Source organism: Paenibacillus sp. FSL R7-0313 (assembly GCF_037969885.1).
GTDB lineage: Bacteria > Bacillota > Bacilli > Paenibacillales > Paenibacillaceae > Paenibacillus.
The window spans coordinates 1746131-1761703 of sequence record NZ_CP150219.1; the positions used below are offsets into that span (position 1 = coordinate 1746131).

The 15573-nt window shown below is 42.0% G+C and carries 15 protein-coding genes; 9 read left to right on the forward strand and 6 right to left on the reverse strand.

What is annotated here, in order from left to right; translation table 11 throughout:
- Positions 1-103: 103 nt before the first annotated feature.
- The 3 genes from NSQ38_RS07675 to NSQ38_RS07685 all read right to left on the reverse strand — a co-directional run bounded on the left by NSQ38_RS07675 (position 104) and on the right by NSQ38_RS07685 (position 2092).
- Positions 104-1018 carry a hypothetical protein gene (locus tag NSQ38_RS07675; RefSeq protein ID WP_339788338.1) on the reverse strand — a complete coding sequence of 305 codons (915 nt, stop codon included), beginning with the start codon at positions 1016-1018 and terminating at the stop codon, positions 104-106.
- A gap of 214 nt (positions 1019-1232) precedes the next feature.
- Complete coding sequence (locus tag NSQ38_RS07680; RefSeq protein ID WP_036612698.1) at positions 1233-1781, reverse strand: GNAT family protein; 549 nt, start codon at positions 1779-1781, stop codon at positions 1233-1235.
- A 47-nt stretch (positions 1782-1828) separates the two neighbouring features.
- On the reverse strand, positions 1829-2092 hold the full coding sequence (locus NSQ38_RS07685; RefSeq protein WP_076253656.1) for a DUF2164 domain-containing protein: 264 nt from the start codon (positions 2090-2092) through the stop codon (positions 1829-1831).
- A 259-nt stretch (positions 2093-2351) separates the two neighbouring features.
- Between NSQ38_RS07685 and NSQ38_RS07690 the strand changes: the two genes are divergently transcribed.
- On the forward strand, positions 2352-4085 hold the full coding sequence (locus NSQ38_RS07690; RefSeq protein ID WP_338588811.1) for a glutamine--tRNA ligase/YqeY domain fusion protein: 1734 nt from the start codon (positions 2352-2354) through the stop codon (positions 4083-4085).
- Between the two features lie 122 nt (positions 4086-4207).
- Here the strand turns inward: NSQ38_RS07690 and NSQ38_RS07695 are convergent, their stop codons facing one another.
- Positions 4208-4930 carry a LytTR family DNA-binding domain-containing protein gene (locus NSQ38_RS07695; RefSeq protein ID WP_339788340.1) on the reverse strand — a complete coding sequence of 241 codons (723 nt, stop codon included), beginning with the start codon at positions 4928-4930 and terminating at the stop codon, positions 4208-4210.
- A 652-nt stretch (positions 4931-5582) separates the two neighbouring features.
- Between NSQ38_RS07695 and NSQ38_RS07700 the strand changes: the two genes are divergently transcribed.
- From NSQ38_RS07700 to NSQ38_RS07730, 7 genes are all read left to right on the forward strand, one after another.
- Positions 5583-5858, forward strand: a complete 276-nt coding sequence (locus tag NSQ38_RS07700; protein ID WP_339788343.1) for a hypothetical protein — start codon at positions 5583-5585, stop codon at positions 5856-5858.
- A gap of 5 nt (positions 5859-5863) precedes the next feature.
- Positions 5864-7657 (forward strand): ABC transporter ATP-binding protein, encoded by a 1794-nt coding sequence (locus NSQ38_RS07705; protein ID WP_339788345.1) that lies wholly within the window; start codon positions 5864-5866, stop codon positions 7655-7657.
- On the forward strand, positions 7650-8066 hold the full coding sequence (locus NSQ38_RS07710; protein ID WP_339788347.1) for a hypothetical protein: 417 nt from the start codon (positions 7650-7652) through the stop codon (positions 8064-8066). Before NSQ38_RS07705 ends, NSQ38_RS07710 begins: the two co-directional genes overlap by 8 nt.
- 445 nt (positions 8067-8511) lie before the next feature.
- Positions 8512-9549: an ABC transporter permease gene (locus NSQ38_RS07715; protein WP_339788350.1), complete on the forward strand. Its 1038-nt coding sequence runs from the start codon at positions 8512-8514 to the stop codon at positions 9547-9549.
- Between the two features lie 2 nt (positions 9550-9551).
- Positions 9552-10544 (forward strand): hypothetical protein, encoded by a 993-nt coding sequence (locus NSQ38_RS07720; RefSeq protein ID WP_339788352.1) that lies wholly within the window; start codon positions 9552-9554, stop codon positions 10542-10544.
- A 9-nt stretch (positions 10545-10553) separates the two neighbouring features.
- Positions 10554-11258, forward strand: coding sequence for an ABC transporter ATP-binding protein (locus tag NSQ38_RS07725; RefSeq protein ID WP_211083982.1), 705 nt, complete (start codon positions 10554-10556; stop codon positions 11256-11258).
- Entirely contained in the window at positions 11239-12414 is a 1176-nt protein-coding gene (locus tag NSQ38_RS07730) for a cysteine desulfurase family protein (protein ID WP_339788355.1), read from the forward strand. The genes NSQ38_RS07725 and NSQ38_RS07730 overlap by 20 nt, the downstream gene beginning before the upstream one ends.
- Before the next feature lie 215 nt (positions 12415-12629).
- Here the strand turns inward: NSQ38_RS07730 and NSQ38_RS07735 are convergent, their stop codons facing one another.
- Positions 12630-13856 carry an MFS transporter gene (locus NSQ38_RS07735; RefSeq protein WP_339788358.1) on the reverse strand — a complete coding sequence of 409 codons (1227 nt, stop codon included), beginning with the start codon at positions 13854-13856 and terminating at the stop codon, positions 12630-12632.
- Between the two features lie 126 nt (positions 13857-13982).
- Here NSQ38_RS07735 and NSQ38_RS07740 point away from each other — a divergent pair, with 126 nt between their 5' ends.
- Complete coding sequence (locus tag NSQ38_RS07740) at positions 13983-14612, forward strand: molybdenum cofactor guanylyltransferase (RefSeq protein WP_339788360.1); 630 nt, start codon at positions 13983-13985, stop codon at positions 14610-14612.
- Here the strand turns inward: NSQ38_RS07740 and NSQ38_RS07745 are convergent.
- Entirely contained in the window at positions 14582-15526 is a 945-nt protein-coding gene (locus tag NSQ38_RS07745) for an AraC family transcriptional regulator (protein WP_339788362.1), read from the reverse strand. The genes NSQ38_RS07740 and NSQ38_RS07745 overlap by 31 nt on opposite strands.
- Positions 15527-15573: the final 47 nt, after the last annotated feature.

Sequence of the window (15573 nt, forward strand, 5' to 3'; positions counted from 1 at the left end):
CATGCATTGTGTGGAAAAACGAGCTCCCTAACAACGTTAACAACAATTATACCGGGTGTATAGATAAACCGAGCTTGCCCAACGTTTTGGGCCTATTGCTTTGTTAAGATAAGTCTTTGCCGCTGTCATTAGTTGACGTGTCGACTTTGCTGGAATCCGGTTTCGGCATTGGCTTAGCCTCGCCGTCACGTTTTGCTCCATGACCATGGACGTGACCTTCTGGACCTTCTGGCAGTTTACCATTGACGAGGTCGGTAACTCGTTGAGTGATGTCTGCCTCACGCTCATCGAATTGGCTTTGTGTGATTTTGCCATCGGTCAACTCCTGTTGTAGTTCTGTTTTCTGGGCAGTAACGATTGTATCAATAACTGTCTGCACTTCCACGTTCTTGGTGGCTGCAATCTCGGCAATTGTACTGCCTGCTTCACGCGCTTCCTTTAGTTCATCTGTTGTAACCCCGAGGATGGCAGCCAGTTCCTTGGCATACCGTTCTGCTCCTGGTCCACCGAATCCACCCGGACCACGTCCACCTGCCCCAACTTCCTTCATATTACCGTTTACCAGGTCAGTCACACGTTGTGTAAGTGTAGCTGTAAGCTCATCGTACTGGGTTTGCGTGATTTTGCCATCGGTCAACTGCTGTTGTAGTTCTGTTTTCTCCGCTGTGACCAGTTTATCAATGACGGTCTGCACGTCCACATTTTGGGTAGCTGCAATCTCGGCAATGGTGCTGCCTGCTTTGCGCGCTTCTTTCAGCTCATCGGCAGACACGCCAAGTACGGAGGTCAGTTCGTCCGAATGGCGCTGCAGCCCGGGTCCCCAACCTCTAACTCCGTCTTCTGGTTTTATTTTATGTGAATTTAATGTAGAAGAGCTGTCCGATTTGGTCTGGCCTGAAGGAGTAGCTGCCGGATCTGCATTAGCCACTGAATGTGCAAATATACCTCCGCCGAGTGCAATCGTCAAAGCCATTGCGCTGGTAACCACTACTGTTCTTGATGTTTTGGTTTTCTTCATCCTGGATCATCCTTCTTTCTTCTGTAGGTTGGTATGGGTGTACACCCACAACGTTATATTAGAGAGCAAGAATGAAGGTAGGCTGAGTGGAACCTTAATTGGCAGTAAAAAATGGTGCTCTTACCAACAATGCCCCTCACCTATGTTTGAAATTCTCACAGGAAAGGGGCATATGGACGGTTTCAGTTAGATGTAACTCAATTATGTAAGCGAATTAGCGCAAAAGTTCCCATTCATGCTGAAGCATGCCGTATACTGCATGGTTCACGTAACCTTTAGGCAGCTTTTCTGCCTGGCGAATGACACCTTCGAGAACAAACCCGAGTCTTTCAGGGATGGCGCGACTCCGTTTGTTGTTTGTTGCCGAGCGAATCTCGACGCGATTCAGATCCAGGGTCACCAGTGCATAGTCTACCAGAACGCGACAAGCGCTTGTCATCAAGCCTTGACCCTCAAAACCTTTGCCAAGCCAGTATCCGATGCTTACGGAGCGGTTGGTCCAGTTAATCTCGTGGAATCCGATGACGCCAGCGAGATCCCCTTTTGACCATACTCCGGCGGTGAATCCGCCATTCTCGGCACCTTGTTTTAACGCGTTAGTAATGAAGTTTGAGGTGTGCTCCACTTCTGTGACATGATCCACCCACGGCAACCAATGTCGCAGTTGATCCCGCGAACGATCCGTCAGTTCGAACAGCGGTTTGGTATGTTCCATGGCCAGTGGCCGGAGTTCGGTATATTCATCCAATGAATAGGTAAACATGAATGCAACCTTCTTTCTTTGTATAGTATGGGTTTAGTTTTGGTGGATTAACGGGAAGTCTTGGGTAACTTTTGCTCCAGTGCAAACAGGTCTTCTTCCATTGAGGCCATGCGTTGATTGACTGTTGTGCGTGCGTCACGGAGTGCCTGATTATATATGTAGGGAGCGAGCTGTGTCATGAACAGGTCGAGGACACCCCAAGCGGCCAGATCGCCGAGTTCTTCGCCACGTTCCTCTTCGAAATACGACTGTATGGTGCGAATGGCTTCATCCTGCTGTTCTTTGGTCAGTTTAAGCGAGTTCGATGGAATGGGAAACCCTCCCTTTAATTTGTTTTTACTATCATGCTACATGATTCGAGCGAACCCGTCAAAATGGTTTTGGGCCTATTTATGCACGGCTGATCCTGACTTTGGTGCCGTTCTTTATTGAACTCCTCCCCCGTTAAAGGTATATTTAAATGAAACGCGTACGAAACTTTCCAAGAAAATAGATTTTTTCAGGAAATGACTTCGTTATTAAGGAATTATAGCCGGAATTGCTGCAATTCCCGAAGGCTCCAATCCATTCATGAAAGGTTTGATACCTGTGGACAATCGTACAACCCCACCTAACTTTATCAAAAATATTATTACCGAAGATCTCCGGTCTGGGAAAGTCCAGGAAGTTATTACCCGTTTTCCTCCGGAACCGAACGGTTATCTGCATATCGGCCATGCCAAGGCGATCTGGATTAACTTTACGCTGGGCGGCGAATTTGGCGGCAAAACGAATCTGCGCTTTGATGACACGAACCCGGTCAAGGAAGATGTAGAGTACGTTCAATCGATTCAGGAAGACGTGAAATGGCTCGGATACGAGTGGAACGAGAAACGTTTTGCCTCGGATTATTTTGACGAGATGTACAACCGTGCTGTCTTGTTGATTAAAAAGGGTAAAGCCTACATCGACGACCAAAGCGCCGACGAAATCCGTGCAATGCGCGGAACGCTGACGGAGCCGGGCAAGAACAGCCCGTACCGTGATCGTTCGGTGGAAGAGAATCTCGACCTGTTCACACGTATGCGTGCAGGTGAATTCAAGAACGGAGAGAAAGTGCTGCGTGCCAAGATCGATATGTCTGCACCGAATATCAATCTGCGCGATCCGGTGATTTACCGGATTTCACATGCACACCATCATAACACGGGCGACAAATGGTGTATCTATCCGATGTACGCCTTTGCTCACCCGCTCGAAGATGCAATTGAAGGTGTAACGCATTCCCTCTGTTCCCTGGAATTCGAGGATCAACGCCCGTTCTACGATTGGGTTATTGCCGAATGTGAGATGGAGAGCCAACCACGTCAATACGAATTTGGTCGCCTGAACTTGTCCCAGATGGTGACAAGCAAGCGGAAGTTGAAACTGCTCGTGGACGAAGGCCATGTGGATGGATGGGATGATCCACGTATGCCAACGATTTCGGGTCTGCGTCGCCGGGGATATACACCGGAAGCCATTCGTGATTTTGTATTCGAAACAGGCATTTCCAAGAGTCAAGGGGTTATCGACCTGCAAACGCTGGAGCACTTTGTACGTGAAGACTTGAAACTGAAAGCTCCGCGCACGATGGCTGTCCTGCACCCACTCAAAGTGGTTATTACCAACTATCCTGAAGGACAAGTGGAATGGCTTGAAGCAGAGAACAATGTGGAGAACCCAGAGATGGGTAATCGCCAAATTCCGTTTTCCCGTGAGATATATATTGAACAAGACGATTTCATGGAAAATCCGCCGAACAAATATTTCCGTTTGTTCCCTGGCAACGAAGTTCGTCTGAAACATGCATACTTCATCAAATGTAACGATGTGATTAAGGACGCAGAAGGCAATGTAACTGAGATTCATTGTACCTATGATGTAGAGACGAAGAGCGGCAGTGGATTCACTGGCCGTAAAGTCAAAGGAACAATCCACTGGGTAGAAGCGACTCAAGCGGTACCTGCTGAATTCCGTCTGTATGAGCCTTTGATCCTGGATGAAGCACCGGAAGCAGAGGTGGAAGTGGCAGTAGCTGGAGCTGAAACTGAGGTTGTGGAAGAGCAACCGGAGAAAACGTTCCTGGATCAACTGAACCCGAACTCCCTTGAGATTGTCCACGGGTATGTGGAGCAAGAGATGAAGGAAGCGAATGCTCAGGATAAATTCCAATTCTTCCGTCACGGTTACTTCAGTGTAGATCCAAAACATTCCGAGCCAGGACGTCCGGTATTTAACCGGGTCGTATCCCTGAAAAGCTCATTCCAACTGCCGAAGGCATAAGTATAGATTATATATTGTAAAAGGGCGTCCCCTGCGCAGCACTAGCTGTGAAGGGGACGCCCTTTTATTGTATTGCAAGATTTAAGTCAGTTAAATTTAAGGTAAATCTACTATTGCAGAGGTTAGGAGTAAGACAATGCAAGCTTTACTGTCTTGGATTTTGACTTTCCTATAGGAATCTCTTCGCCATTGTTCATTACTACATAGTTGGATCTAATTTTTAGTGCATGATTTATATTAATAATAAATGAACGATGAATGAGATAAAAGGGGTGTTGAAGTTCGGCTATACACTTCAGTAATGTACCTGTGAATAAAATAGTGCCTGACTTCGTTGTGATTTCAATATTGTTTGAGGAATTTTGGCATTTAATTGTTCTGATATAAATGATATCTGCGCACCTAACAAAAAGATAATCGCCATCAACTTTTACTGGAAAGAAAATAGACTTCAAGGAGCTTATATGCTTGCAAATGAGAAGCATTTTTTGTTCGAAAAAGGAGTAGTTTATTGGTTTTAGCCAGTATTGAAACGCTTGTACATCAAAGCTTCGCATTATGTATTCAATATAATTAGTATGGAAAACAATCAGAACTTCTTGATCATAGCATTTGCGAATCTTGGAAGCGATATCAATTCCATTACAGGCAGATAGCTTGATGTTCATTATAATGACTTGTGGTTTAATTTTGTCAGGATTCTTATAATGAGTAATCAGATCATCCTCTGAGGAAAAATTAATTAATTTAAAGCTGTAAGGCCCCTTATTCTCTAATCTTATAAAAAATTCATGTAGTTTTTTTAGATCTGTTTTATTTTCCTCATAAATACCTATCTGGAACAATTTAACTCAATCCCTTTCTTTTGAATTATAATAAGCCAATCTACTTTCCCTATATAGTACCATTAACATCAATAATTAAACAATAAACTCACTAATATCACAAAATTTTCCGTTTGACGCCATTTTTCCTCCATTCAACATGAATTTAAATTCAAATAAACGATAATATGTTACTCTACGGTTGTAGTTAATCAAACGAAAAGGTGGTGAGTCAACATGGCATGTCCAGGTGGAACAAGTTCTGTTGGTGTAGCTTACGGAACTGATTTCTGTACGCCAAATGGTTATTGTACTTGGGTACCTTGGGATAATAAATCTTCCCGAGTTCAGCATGTGTACGATGTCTGCAGAGACAGTTCAGGAAACACATCGCAATATTATACTCGTACTGATGACTTAGGATGTTGCTAGGCGGCAGTTCAAATGTGAATGGGACGGGTTCTTTCCGTCCCTTTTCTATTGTATCTCAGCATAAAGGAGAGAAGAGAAAATGAACATGGAGCACCGCAAGTTTTTCAAACATAATCATCGAACTTCATTAAGCATTGGGTCATACATAGACGATAACTTCATGTTAACCGAGACTTCAAGGGAGATGACATCTTTACCTAATGTGCTGTTTGTTGTGAGTTCAACTTGTTCATCGTGCAATATGGGTGCAATCGAAGAATTTATTCAAGATCAACAAGACCAATTCAAATTTACGCTGGTTACGGATAATTTGGAATCAACGTATATAAAAGAGCAGGAAAACATTCATATTTTAAAAAGAAATATTTTCGATTTTATTGACTCTATAGGCATACCTGGTGTTCCCTTTGTTGTTGGAATTAATAGAGTAAATCAAATTATAAGTGCAGGTCCTTCATCCACAATATCTGCCATTTACGATGTATTATCACCTTTTTTTGAGGTGGAGGAGAAATGAGGAGAATGCTGAACAGTAACTTAGAGTTGTTAAAAGTTGCTGATATAGTAAGAAAACACAATTGGAAAATTATAGTCATACACTTGGTGATGATGATTTTTCTTTCATTACAGGCCAACTTTAATGTGTATTTATCAGGGAAACTTCTGGATTTCTTAAACGAATCTGTTTTTAGTCAGGCCATTTTTATAATTATTTTAATTACGGTTTTTAATTTTCTTAAACAGTTTTTAAGCGAAGCGACGTCACTAATGGATGAAGAAGCGATGAATGAAATTATGATCAAACATGAGATGAAGATCTTGGACAAGATGCGATCATGCAATCTTATAGATCAAGAAAAGTCTGAATTCAAGAGCTCAATTAACATGGCCACCATGGGGATGGGAAAAATCTTCCCGCTGTTTTCCAATTCCTTTGGGGTACTTCAAAACGGTATAACCGCTATGATCGCGTTCTGGTATTTGGGTGTATCCTCCCTGTGGCTAGTCCTTTTTGTTGTTATTATTACGTGCAGCAAAACGTTTTTAATCTTTTATTTTACTCAGAAGAGAATTAGTACTAACCGGATTATTCAATCGAAATTAAGAGTGCCTCAGTATTTTTATAATGTATTAATAGATACCCAGACTCAAAAGGAATTGAAGGTATATGGTTCTTCGGATATACTTGTTAAAAAATGGAAAGATAGTTCGGAAGAAATCCAGAAAATCAGAAATTCTTTAAAAAAATACAGTATTAATTTTAATTTATTTAACTTTTCACTTTCCAATCTTGGTTTGGCTTTAGTTACCATACTTATTATCAATTATATGTCAAAAGGCCAACTATCTATTGGAGAGTATTTTGGATTGACTCTCTCACTTAATCTTGCAGACAACAGTATTTCCACATTATTAAGAAATATTTTTATGATCAAAGAAGACAAGAACTATGTTAAAAGTTACTTTTCATTCGTAGATGATAATCCAGATAGACAGGAAGCTGATCTAGGAGAGAATGAGAAAGTGGAATTTGTATTTGAGAATCAATTAACCATTAATAATTTGAGTTTTCGTTATACAAATTCGGAACGTTATGCGCTCCGAAATATCAATTTGTCTATTAACAAGGGGGATAAAGTTGTTATCTTCGGGGAAAACGGTTCGGGAAAAACGACATTTTTGAAACTTTTGTTGAAACTGTATGATTCTCCGGAGAAGACGATCGCTTTTGATAATATACCTTTGGAACAGATTCGCACGTCCTCACTTCATCAGGCTATGGTTGTTGTGTTTCAGGATTTCGTGAAATATATGATGACTATTCGTGAGAATGTGATCGTTTCCAATTCTAACAGAAGTGAAATAACGGATGCTCAGATCATTAAAGCATTAGGGGAATCGAGATTCCCAAAATTGGATAGATTCAGTAATCATATGGACACCAATCTTGGATATTTGACAGAACAATCTGTTTTTTTATCAGGTGGAGAGTGGCAGAAGCTTGCTCTTTCAAGGGTATATATTCGGGATGCAGAGCTACTTGTTTTTGATGAGCCGACCTCTGCACTTGATCCCAAGAGTGAGATTGAATTTTTTTCTTCCATTCTGACAGAGAAGGAAAAAACGGTTATTGTCGTTACTCATGATATAAACATTGCTGAACTGGCCGATACAATTGTTGTATTTAAAGATGGTGAAATTGCGGAAGTGGGTAATGCACAAGAACTTTACAAACGTGAAAATAGTGAATACAGAAACATCATTAATAAAAGAAATGAAATATTTAGTATGGAAAGGAAGTATGTATATGGATAATATTCCGGTAACAAAGGAGTACTTGAACTGGAATGGGGATCATGTTAGCTTTGAACCACAAGGGTCTAGGCTGTGTCTAATCTTCCTATCGCTTTATTGTCTTCGTTGCGTTGATCTGTTACCGCATATTGGAGATATTGTAACCAAGCAATCCATGGATACCCGTTTTGTATTACTTGTTGACGGCGACTATGAAACGAATAAGGAAATGGTGGAATACTTTAATTGGAAAATGCCAGTAGTTCAAGTAGAATCTCAAGAGATGGGTACCCAGTTTGCAGTTTATGAAACACCTACTGTGCAAATTTATAGTGCAGATGGAATTCGGATTTCTTCGGGCATTGCAGATGAAGCCAAGGATGTACACTTTTATTTAGAAAGAGCCAGACTGGAGGGTGGAGTACTGTGATTACATCTCTAATCGTATGTGACACCATCCGGTTTAATCCAACAGAGCGATGCCATCACTTAGGCAAGTTAATCAATGAAACAGAAGTTCCAACGTTTCCGGCTATTTTGGAGTTACATATACTTGCGAGATTGTCCAAATCTGAAGTTAATCAACCGTACGAGCTTGAATTACAGTTTCTCGATGATAAAGGGCATATAAGGGGACTTACTGAAAAAAAGGTAGTCTATAATCACAGATCAGCCGAAAGGGTTCCAGGGGCAGACATCAATTTTATTATGAAAGGATTGGTTGTCAGAGGAGGGAATTACCAGGTTCGGCTATATATTAACGGCCATGCCAGTTACGATTATCCTATCCATGTGGCAATTACGGATATGAAAAGGAGTGGTTAACCATTTATTTCTATTTTAATATTGTAAAAAAATCAATTCAGAAAAACACAATGTTAACGGGGATACTTATTCTTAATCTGGCTATATCTTTGGCACTAGTTACTGTGATTTTCTCTTTTCTAAATACGGGTTATCAAAATATATCAGCAGGAGTAGAGCAATCCAAAAATCGGATTGTCGTGGATCTCAGAACACCGGTTTCTGTAAAGTCTCTTCCTGACTTGGAGAAAAAATGGAACGAAGTTCCTTCCCTTCAATGGACCTATCTCCTATCGAATGAAGATTATGTACAGACCAATGGGGCATCCGGACTGTATCACGTTTTTGGCGTTAACAAGGATTTTAAGTTACAAAAAGAACTTCCCGTGGATCAAATAGGACAAGATGAAGTGGTGATCTCTCGCAATGCTGCTGACAAGATGTTTTTAGGATTACAGGCAGAGGACATTATCGGACAAACGATTCAAATTGCTGATAAGCAATTGATGATTACTGCTATTGATCAATCCAGTTTGGTGGAGAACGTATATATTTCTATTGAAAACTTTTTTGAATTATATGGTAATAAAACGAATGTGGTTATGGGTGTTTTTATTTTTGGTCAAACGAGTGTAGAGACAGTTCAAGCAAAAGTTCTACCCACTCTTACTTCGTATAAGCCTAGTATTTCTAAACAGTCGCCAGAGGCAGAGAGACTTGGACAATTCTATAGCTTACTAATTTTGGCTATTGTTATCACAGCAGGTCTCATGCTTTATGTCGTGTTGAACTTTATTTATATTTTTTCCTTCAAAATAAGCAAAGACAAAAATAAGTGGGATATTTTGATGAAGTTAGGAGCTTCAAGAAAAGTATTGAAACGTGCAATATACGCTGAATCTGGGTTTGTAGTAATAGTGGCTTCATTACTGTCTGCTGTATTCACCTTTCTGGTATCCAAATATGTCGATATCGAAGGATTTCAACTAAAATTGAATTTACCCGTATTTATCATTCTAATTTTCACGGTCATATGCATCATTGTAATTACCGTTGAACAAACCTTGAAAAAAATATGGAACAATTTGTTTAAAGGAGCTGGAACCTGACGATGAGATACTTATTTGGTACAGCTTGGCGGATGGCAAGGAGAAGTTTAAAAACGACCCTGCTGATTAATATTCAATTTGTTTTCATATTTCTGTTCTTAATGATACTGATTGGCATGATTAGGGAACAGCAAAATGATTTGGATCAACTGGATCATGTCGTTGGTAAAAATACTTGGCTTATCCAGCCTACTGTTAGTAATGAGAAGGAAATTCCAAGTTGGAACATGGTGCAGGTGAGATGGCTTGAGGAACAATTTCCAGGGAAGATTGGTTTCTTAAATGCAGATTATTCAGAGATGGATAACGGAAGGATGACATATACAACGAATCAGTTATTATGGAATCTCATCAGCGATAATGAAGATTCGACTGAACTGCACCTAAATGCCGGAATTGCCGAGGAGATGGTGAAAATTATCAATCCTCCAAGTTGGCAAAATGCAAATGATGTTGTTTTCTTGAAGAGTACGGAACCAGTAGAGTCGACTCAATTGTCCGTATATTTATTCGATGTGAGTGATGAAGAAATTAGTGCTCATTCATTATCAACAAGGCTTTCCGAAATGGCTGACGGACAACACTTCAGAGTGGCACGTTTAATTGGAACAGAGAGACAAAATGTTGTCATAGAATCCATCTATACAAGTATCATTTTAGTGTTTGTTTCGTTATCTTCCATTCTTATTTTGACTTCTATGATGTCTTTTATCCTGGTCCGTTTCCTGAGCCAGTCAAGGAGTCTGACTATTTTTTATCTGTACGGTGCCACCCGGTGGGATTTGGCCATTATGGTGCTATTCTCTAATCTAATACTTATAGGACCTGCATTTTTAGTGGCTCTGTCAGTCCTATTATTGAGCTACTCCATTATACCAATAGCAGTAACTTCATCCTTAATTAGTGGCCTCCTATTATTTATATTTATCCTATTTTTCCTAACAGCTCCAGTTGTTCGGACAAATAGTAATTCGTTGAAAATAAATGAGATTTGAGGTGTTGATATGAAAGCTCTTATTGAAATGCAGAATGTCAGTAAAAGTTTTGTTGACCGGAATATAGATTCCCCTGTGTTCGAGAATGTAAATTTGACCCTTAATCATCGTGATTTTGTCTCTATATATGGAAGGTCCGGTTCTGGAAAAAGTACCCTCTTACATTTGGCAGGCTTGGTTGAGCATCCAACAAGTGGGATTATCAAATTAAATGGTCGCCAGATTAATGAGCTCAAGGAAAGTGAGTATGCACGAATACGCAATGAGAACATCGGGTTTGTATATCAGGATTTTAAATTGATAAACGATATGACGGTGCTGGAGAATGTTGAAATTCCACTTGCGTTATCTAAAGCAAAGCTTACTAAATCTCAGCGTAGAGAGCGCTGTCTTAGTATAATCAAGGAAGTTGAACTTTTGGGAAAAGAAAACGCCTACCCCTCTCAGTTGTCAGGTGGCCAAAAACAAAGAACGGCAATAGCCCGGGCTTTGGTGAATAATCCGACTCTGCTCTTGGCTGATGAGCCTACTGGTAATCTGGATTTTCAATCTGCCGAGAATATAATGAAACTTCTAAGTAAAATGTATGAAAAAGGGAATATGACTATTGTTATAGCAACACATGATGATTATGTGCAGCAATATACCACAAAGACAATTCGAATGGAAAATCTCGTTAGGGAGGGTGGTCCTTTTGAAGAATCTGTACTTTGACTATTGTTCTTCGACACCACTGTTTCCGTCAGTCCAAGAGGTTATACTTGATACGTATCAAAGAGTATATGCCAATTCTTCCTCAATGCATCTCCCTGGTAAAGAAGCTAATACATTAGTGAATGAATGCAGAGAGAGAATCGCGAAAATTTTAGGTGTAAAACAAAGAGAAGTGATTTTTACATCCGGAGCCACAGAGAGTAATAATCTTGCTTTGTTTGGTGTTGCCAATGTTGCTAAGAATAAGTTGTCCCATCCCATACACATCATTACGTCTTCTGTCGAACATTCCTCCATATTTGAAAGTGCTGTTCATCTCAGTTCGGAAGGGGTGGAGGTGACTTTTCTACCAGTGAATAAATCAGGGATCGTGGAAGTGACAGACGTTCAGAGGGCGATTAAGAAAAATACTGTATTAGTTAGTATCATTCATGTAAACAACGAAACGGGTGCTATCCAGCCTGTCGAGGAAATCGGTTCTATGTTGAAATCAGAAGCACCTGGTGTATATTTTCATGTAGACGGGGTCCAGGCATTTGGAAAGTTAGATGTAAATCTAGAGAATATGGATTTGTATACTTTGTCTGGTCATAAAATAGGGGGACCAAAAGGAATAGGCATTCTCATGGTTAAAGACCATGTGGATATAGCTCCTATTCAGTATGGTGGAAAGCAGGAGTCAGGATTACGACCCGGAACAGTTAATGTGCCGGGTGTTACCGCAATTACAGAAGCAATGATCGTTACGATTTCCAAGCAAGCAAGCAGTATCGAAAAGTTAAAAAAGTTTCAAAATGAACTTCGTCATCATTTGAGTGATAACAGTGACATTATTATAAACAGTCCAGCAGGAGCGTTGTGCGCTCCCCATATTTTGAATTTGTCGTATCCAAAGTCTACTTCTGCCTTAATGTTGAATTTTTTAGGCAAAAACGGAATTCATCTTTCATCTCAATCCGCCTGTTCTTCAAAAGGAAATAAAATAAGTAGGGTGATCATGGAAATGTGTCAAGATCAACAAATTTCTTCCAGTAGCATAAGAATTAGCCTAAGTGCAGATCATTCGGAAGAGGACATTCAATATTTGCTTCAGTGTATTCTCGGAATGGTAAAAAGCATGTCAGAAAATAAAAAGTTCCCTACGATTCCTGTATAATTTAACTATATTTCATAAGACATCTCTACGCTGAGTCATCCTCTAGCAAAACAGCTTTTTAATGCGCAGTTCCCCAATCATCTGGATGATCTAGATTAAAATGAAGAGCGTATCCAAGGAATGACCGATTACGTGTAGCCAGTAACTGTGGCCTGTACATAAATCGGTCATTTGTCTAATGGATGACAAGTAGGGTGTGTCACAGTCTTACTCCGTTATTCCTCATCCATATTACCCATCTCCGTCAACACAACCGGCTGATAGCCGTTACGTCGATTCGACAACCACATGATGCCAAATCCAACAGCGCCGATGAGCGAGAAGAATACGCCGATGCTATACATGATTTCCGCACCGAAGCTCTGGAACAACCAGCCGCCGAACAGACCGGCAATAACGCCCGAGAGACCGCCCCAGGCCATCGTATAGACCGCTTGACCGGAGGAACGGTAAGGTCTTGGAATAAACAGCATAGTCAGCTGTGTACCCACATAGAAGTACCCACCAAACGTAATGGAGTGCATCAACTGAATGAATACAATCTCCATCGGGTTGATGGCCAGTGCCATGAGCTGCCAGCGCAGTGCAAACAGCAGACTGATCAAAATGAGAGATGCCAAGAGCATGCTCATCTTGCGTTTGAGTAGGCGGTCGAGCAGCAGGAATACGCCGACTTCGAGAATGGATGAGGTGAAGATGGCCCAGCCGACCATCTGTTTGTCGCCACCCATTTCTACAATATATAGTGACATAAAAGTACTGTTCATCGCATTAGGCACCGATACGAGTACACCCAGGCCGATAAATGCCATAAAATACGGATTGAACATGACTTTGCCAAACCGCCGAAAAGTAACCACGGGTGTATCCGAAGCAATCGGCTGTCTGGGTAAAAATACGGATAATACAAAGGCGGTGGCAATCATACACGCAAATATAATGGATACACTGCCGATGCCAAAACGGTCAATGAGCGGTCCGGCTGCGACGGCAGTCAGTGCCCAACCGAGTGAACCCCAGAGCCGGAATGACCCAAATTTCTGGGTTGTACCATCGATATATCCGAGAATCAGGCTGTTCGTTTGTGCGAATAATGGACTTTGAAAAAAATAAAAGAAAATCATGGCTACATAGATCCATGTATACGTGGGCGCATAGAATACACCTTGGGCGAGCACAAATGTGCCTCCCATCATAATCATCAGAATGATGCGAATGTTGCGAGATTTATCGCTCCAGAAACCCCAGAACGGGTTGGCAAACAAGGATACAAAGGGTCCAATCGCCATGAGACTGCCAATCTCCAGTTTGGTCATGCCAATCTCTTGCAGGTAAAGCTGCAGGAATCCCGCAAAGATGGAGATGGCTCCATATATGAAAAAGTTATATAGTTTCAGAGAAACTAATGAGGTATTGCCTCTTGAAGGTACAGGTCTGTCCAATTAAGCCATTCCTTTCAAATGCATATTGTTCAATGTATCATTTGTTGAAAGGGGATTCAATCTATAGAAAATGTTGATCGATTGATATAACAAGCCCACATCGTTACCAGGAGGGAGCAAGACATCATGAACACAAGGGAATGGACAGGCATCATATTGGCAGGAGGTTTATCCAGCCGCATGGGGACCAACAAGGCCATGCTGGAACTGAACGGTTCCCTCGTACTACAACATGTCACGAAGGCCATGAGACCCGCCGTATCCCGTATCATCGTGGCTGCCGGACCCAATGTGACAACCTATGGTGCAATGGGCTACAACTGCGTTCAGGATCTCTATCCGGGGAAGGGGCCACTCACCGGTCTTCACGCGGCACTGGAAGCTTCCGATACAGACTGGAATCTGGTATGCGCCTGCGATATGCCGCTCCTGCAAACGTCTTTTTTTGATGGAATAAAAAAGCTGGCCGAATCGTATAACTCTTATTCTGCTATCGTTCCACGCGTGGATGGACATATCCACCCTCTTGCAGGGGCTTACCACAAACGAGTGCTCCCTGATCTTGAGCAGCGTCTGATTCAGGATCATCTTCGAGTTATGAGATGGCTTGAAGAGATTGGTTGCTGTTATGTCGAAGCGGAAGAGCTTGAGAGAGCTGGCGTTCATCAAGTAGCGATGCAAATGAGTAATATGAACACGCCGGAAGAGTACGAACGTATCCGTAATCAAGCTTCTGGACTCGATTCCGATCTGTAGGATACAGGATCACCTGATGCATCTGCATGATGATTGCGATATTGAAGCGGGCTTTGGCCTGTCCAACGTTTGAATTGTCTGCTGAAATGGGACAGATGGGTGTAACCGAGCTTCCACGCAATTTCCCCGAGCGACAGCTCTGGCTGTTCGATCAGTACTTTGGCCTCCTGCAACTTCAAGCTGGACAGGTAAGCCCTGGGCGACCGCCCGTACACCTTGCGAAAGACCTGTAGACCATATCCCGGGCTGATGCCAAACGAGGATATAATCTGCTCTACTTTGACCGTGGATACACTGCTTTCCTTGGTTCGAAGCTGGGCATGGAATGCCTGCTTGATTGCCTCCGCTATAGCTCCCGCATAATGCATGGCTGTTGGAGCTGGTGCATGTGAAGCAGCAACGGAAGTGGTGGTCTCCGGTTCATTGTCAGCGGCTTGGGACAACAGGGCGAACAGTTCAAACATGCGGGCCTGCATGATCATTTTGTCAGTGGACGTGTAGGCTTCAGATACGTTAATCATCCCCATCCAACTCTCCAGCACAACGCGCAACTTCCTATTATCAGCTGTATCTGCTGCGTAGATTTGGCTATGCTGTGACATCAGCTTCAGGGTGAAGACGGGATCATCCACATTAAAATGAGCGCTAAAATAAGTCATGCCTTCCGTGGATACACATTGATTCGTATGTTTGAACCCGGGAGGAATGAGAAGAATGGAACCTGCCTCCACGGTATAGGTATAACCATGAATCACACTCTCCTGCGTACCTTCGATGATCAACATAATCTCAAAGCCCGGATGTGATTCTTCCGGCATCGCCCATCCATAGGGTACTTGTTGGCTGTGCGCACCATAGAATTTGATGTTACAGTCGATAATAGGTAGCCAGTGGGCCAGCGTATGGTGAGGCATTTCTCGGAGCTGTGATCGGATATCCATCATATTCACCTCGGAAAAGG

Excerpts from the sequence above, each read along its gene's own strand:
- NSQ38_RS07675 (WP_339788338.1), bottom strand. The coding sequence starts at position 1,018 with ATGAAGAAAACCAAAACATCAAGAACAGTAGTGGTTACCAGCGCAATG.
- NSQ38_RS07680 (WP_036612698.1), bottom strand. The coding sequence starts at position 1,781 with ATGTTTACCTATTCATTGGATGAATATACCGAACTCCGGCCACTGGCC.
- NSQ38_RS07690 (WP_338588811.1), top strand. The coding sequence starts at position 2,352 with ATGAAAGGTTTGATACCTGTGGACAATCGTACAACCCCACCTAACTTT.
- NSQ38_RS07700 (WP_339788343.1), top strand. The coding sequence starts at position 5,583 with ATGGGTGCAATCGAAGAATTTATTCAAGATCAACAAGACCAATTCAAA.
- NSQ38_RS07705 (WP_339788345.1), top strand. The coding sequence starts at position 5,864 with ATGCTGAACAGTAACTTAGAGTTGTTAAAAGTTGCTGATATAGTAAGA.
- NSQ38_RS07710 (WP_339788347.1), top strand. The coding sequence starts at position 7,650 with ATGGATAATATTCCGGTAACAAAGGAGTACTTGAACTGGAATGGGGAT.
- NSQ38_RS07715 (WP_339788350.1), top strand. The coding sequence starts at position 8,512 with ATGTTAACGGGGATACTTATTCTTAATCTGGCTATATCTTTGGCACTA.
- NSQ38_RS07720 (WP_339788352.1), top strand. The coding sequence starts at position 9,552 with ATGAGATACTTATTTGGTACAGCTTGGCGGATGGCAAGGAGAAGTTTA.
- NSQ38_RS07725 (WP_211083982.1), top strand. The coding sequence starts at position 10,554 with ATGAAAGCTCTTATTGAAATGCAGAATGTCAGTAAAAGTTTTGTTGAC.
- NSQ38_RS07740 (WP_339788360.1), top strand. The coding sequence starts at position 13,983 with ATGAACACAAGGGAATGGACAGGCATCATATTGGCAGGAGGTTTATCC.
- NSQ38_RS07745 (WP_339788362.1), bottom strand. The coding sequence starts at position 15,526 with ATGCCTCACCATACGCTGGCCCACTGGCTACCTATTATCGACTGTAAC.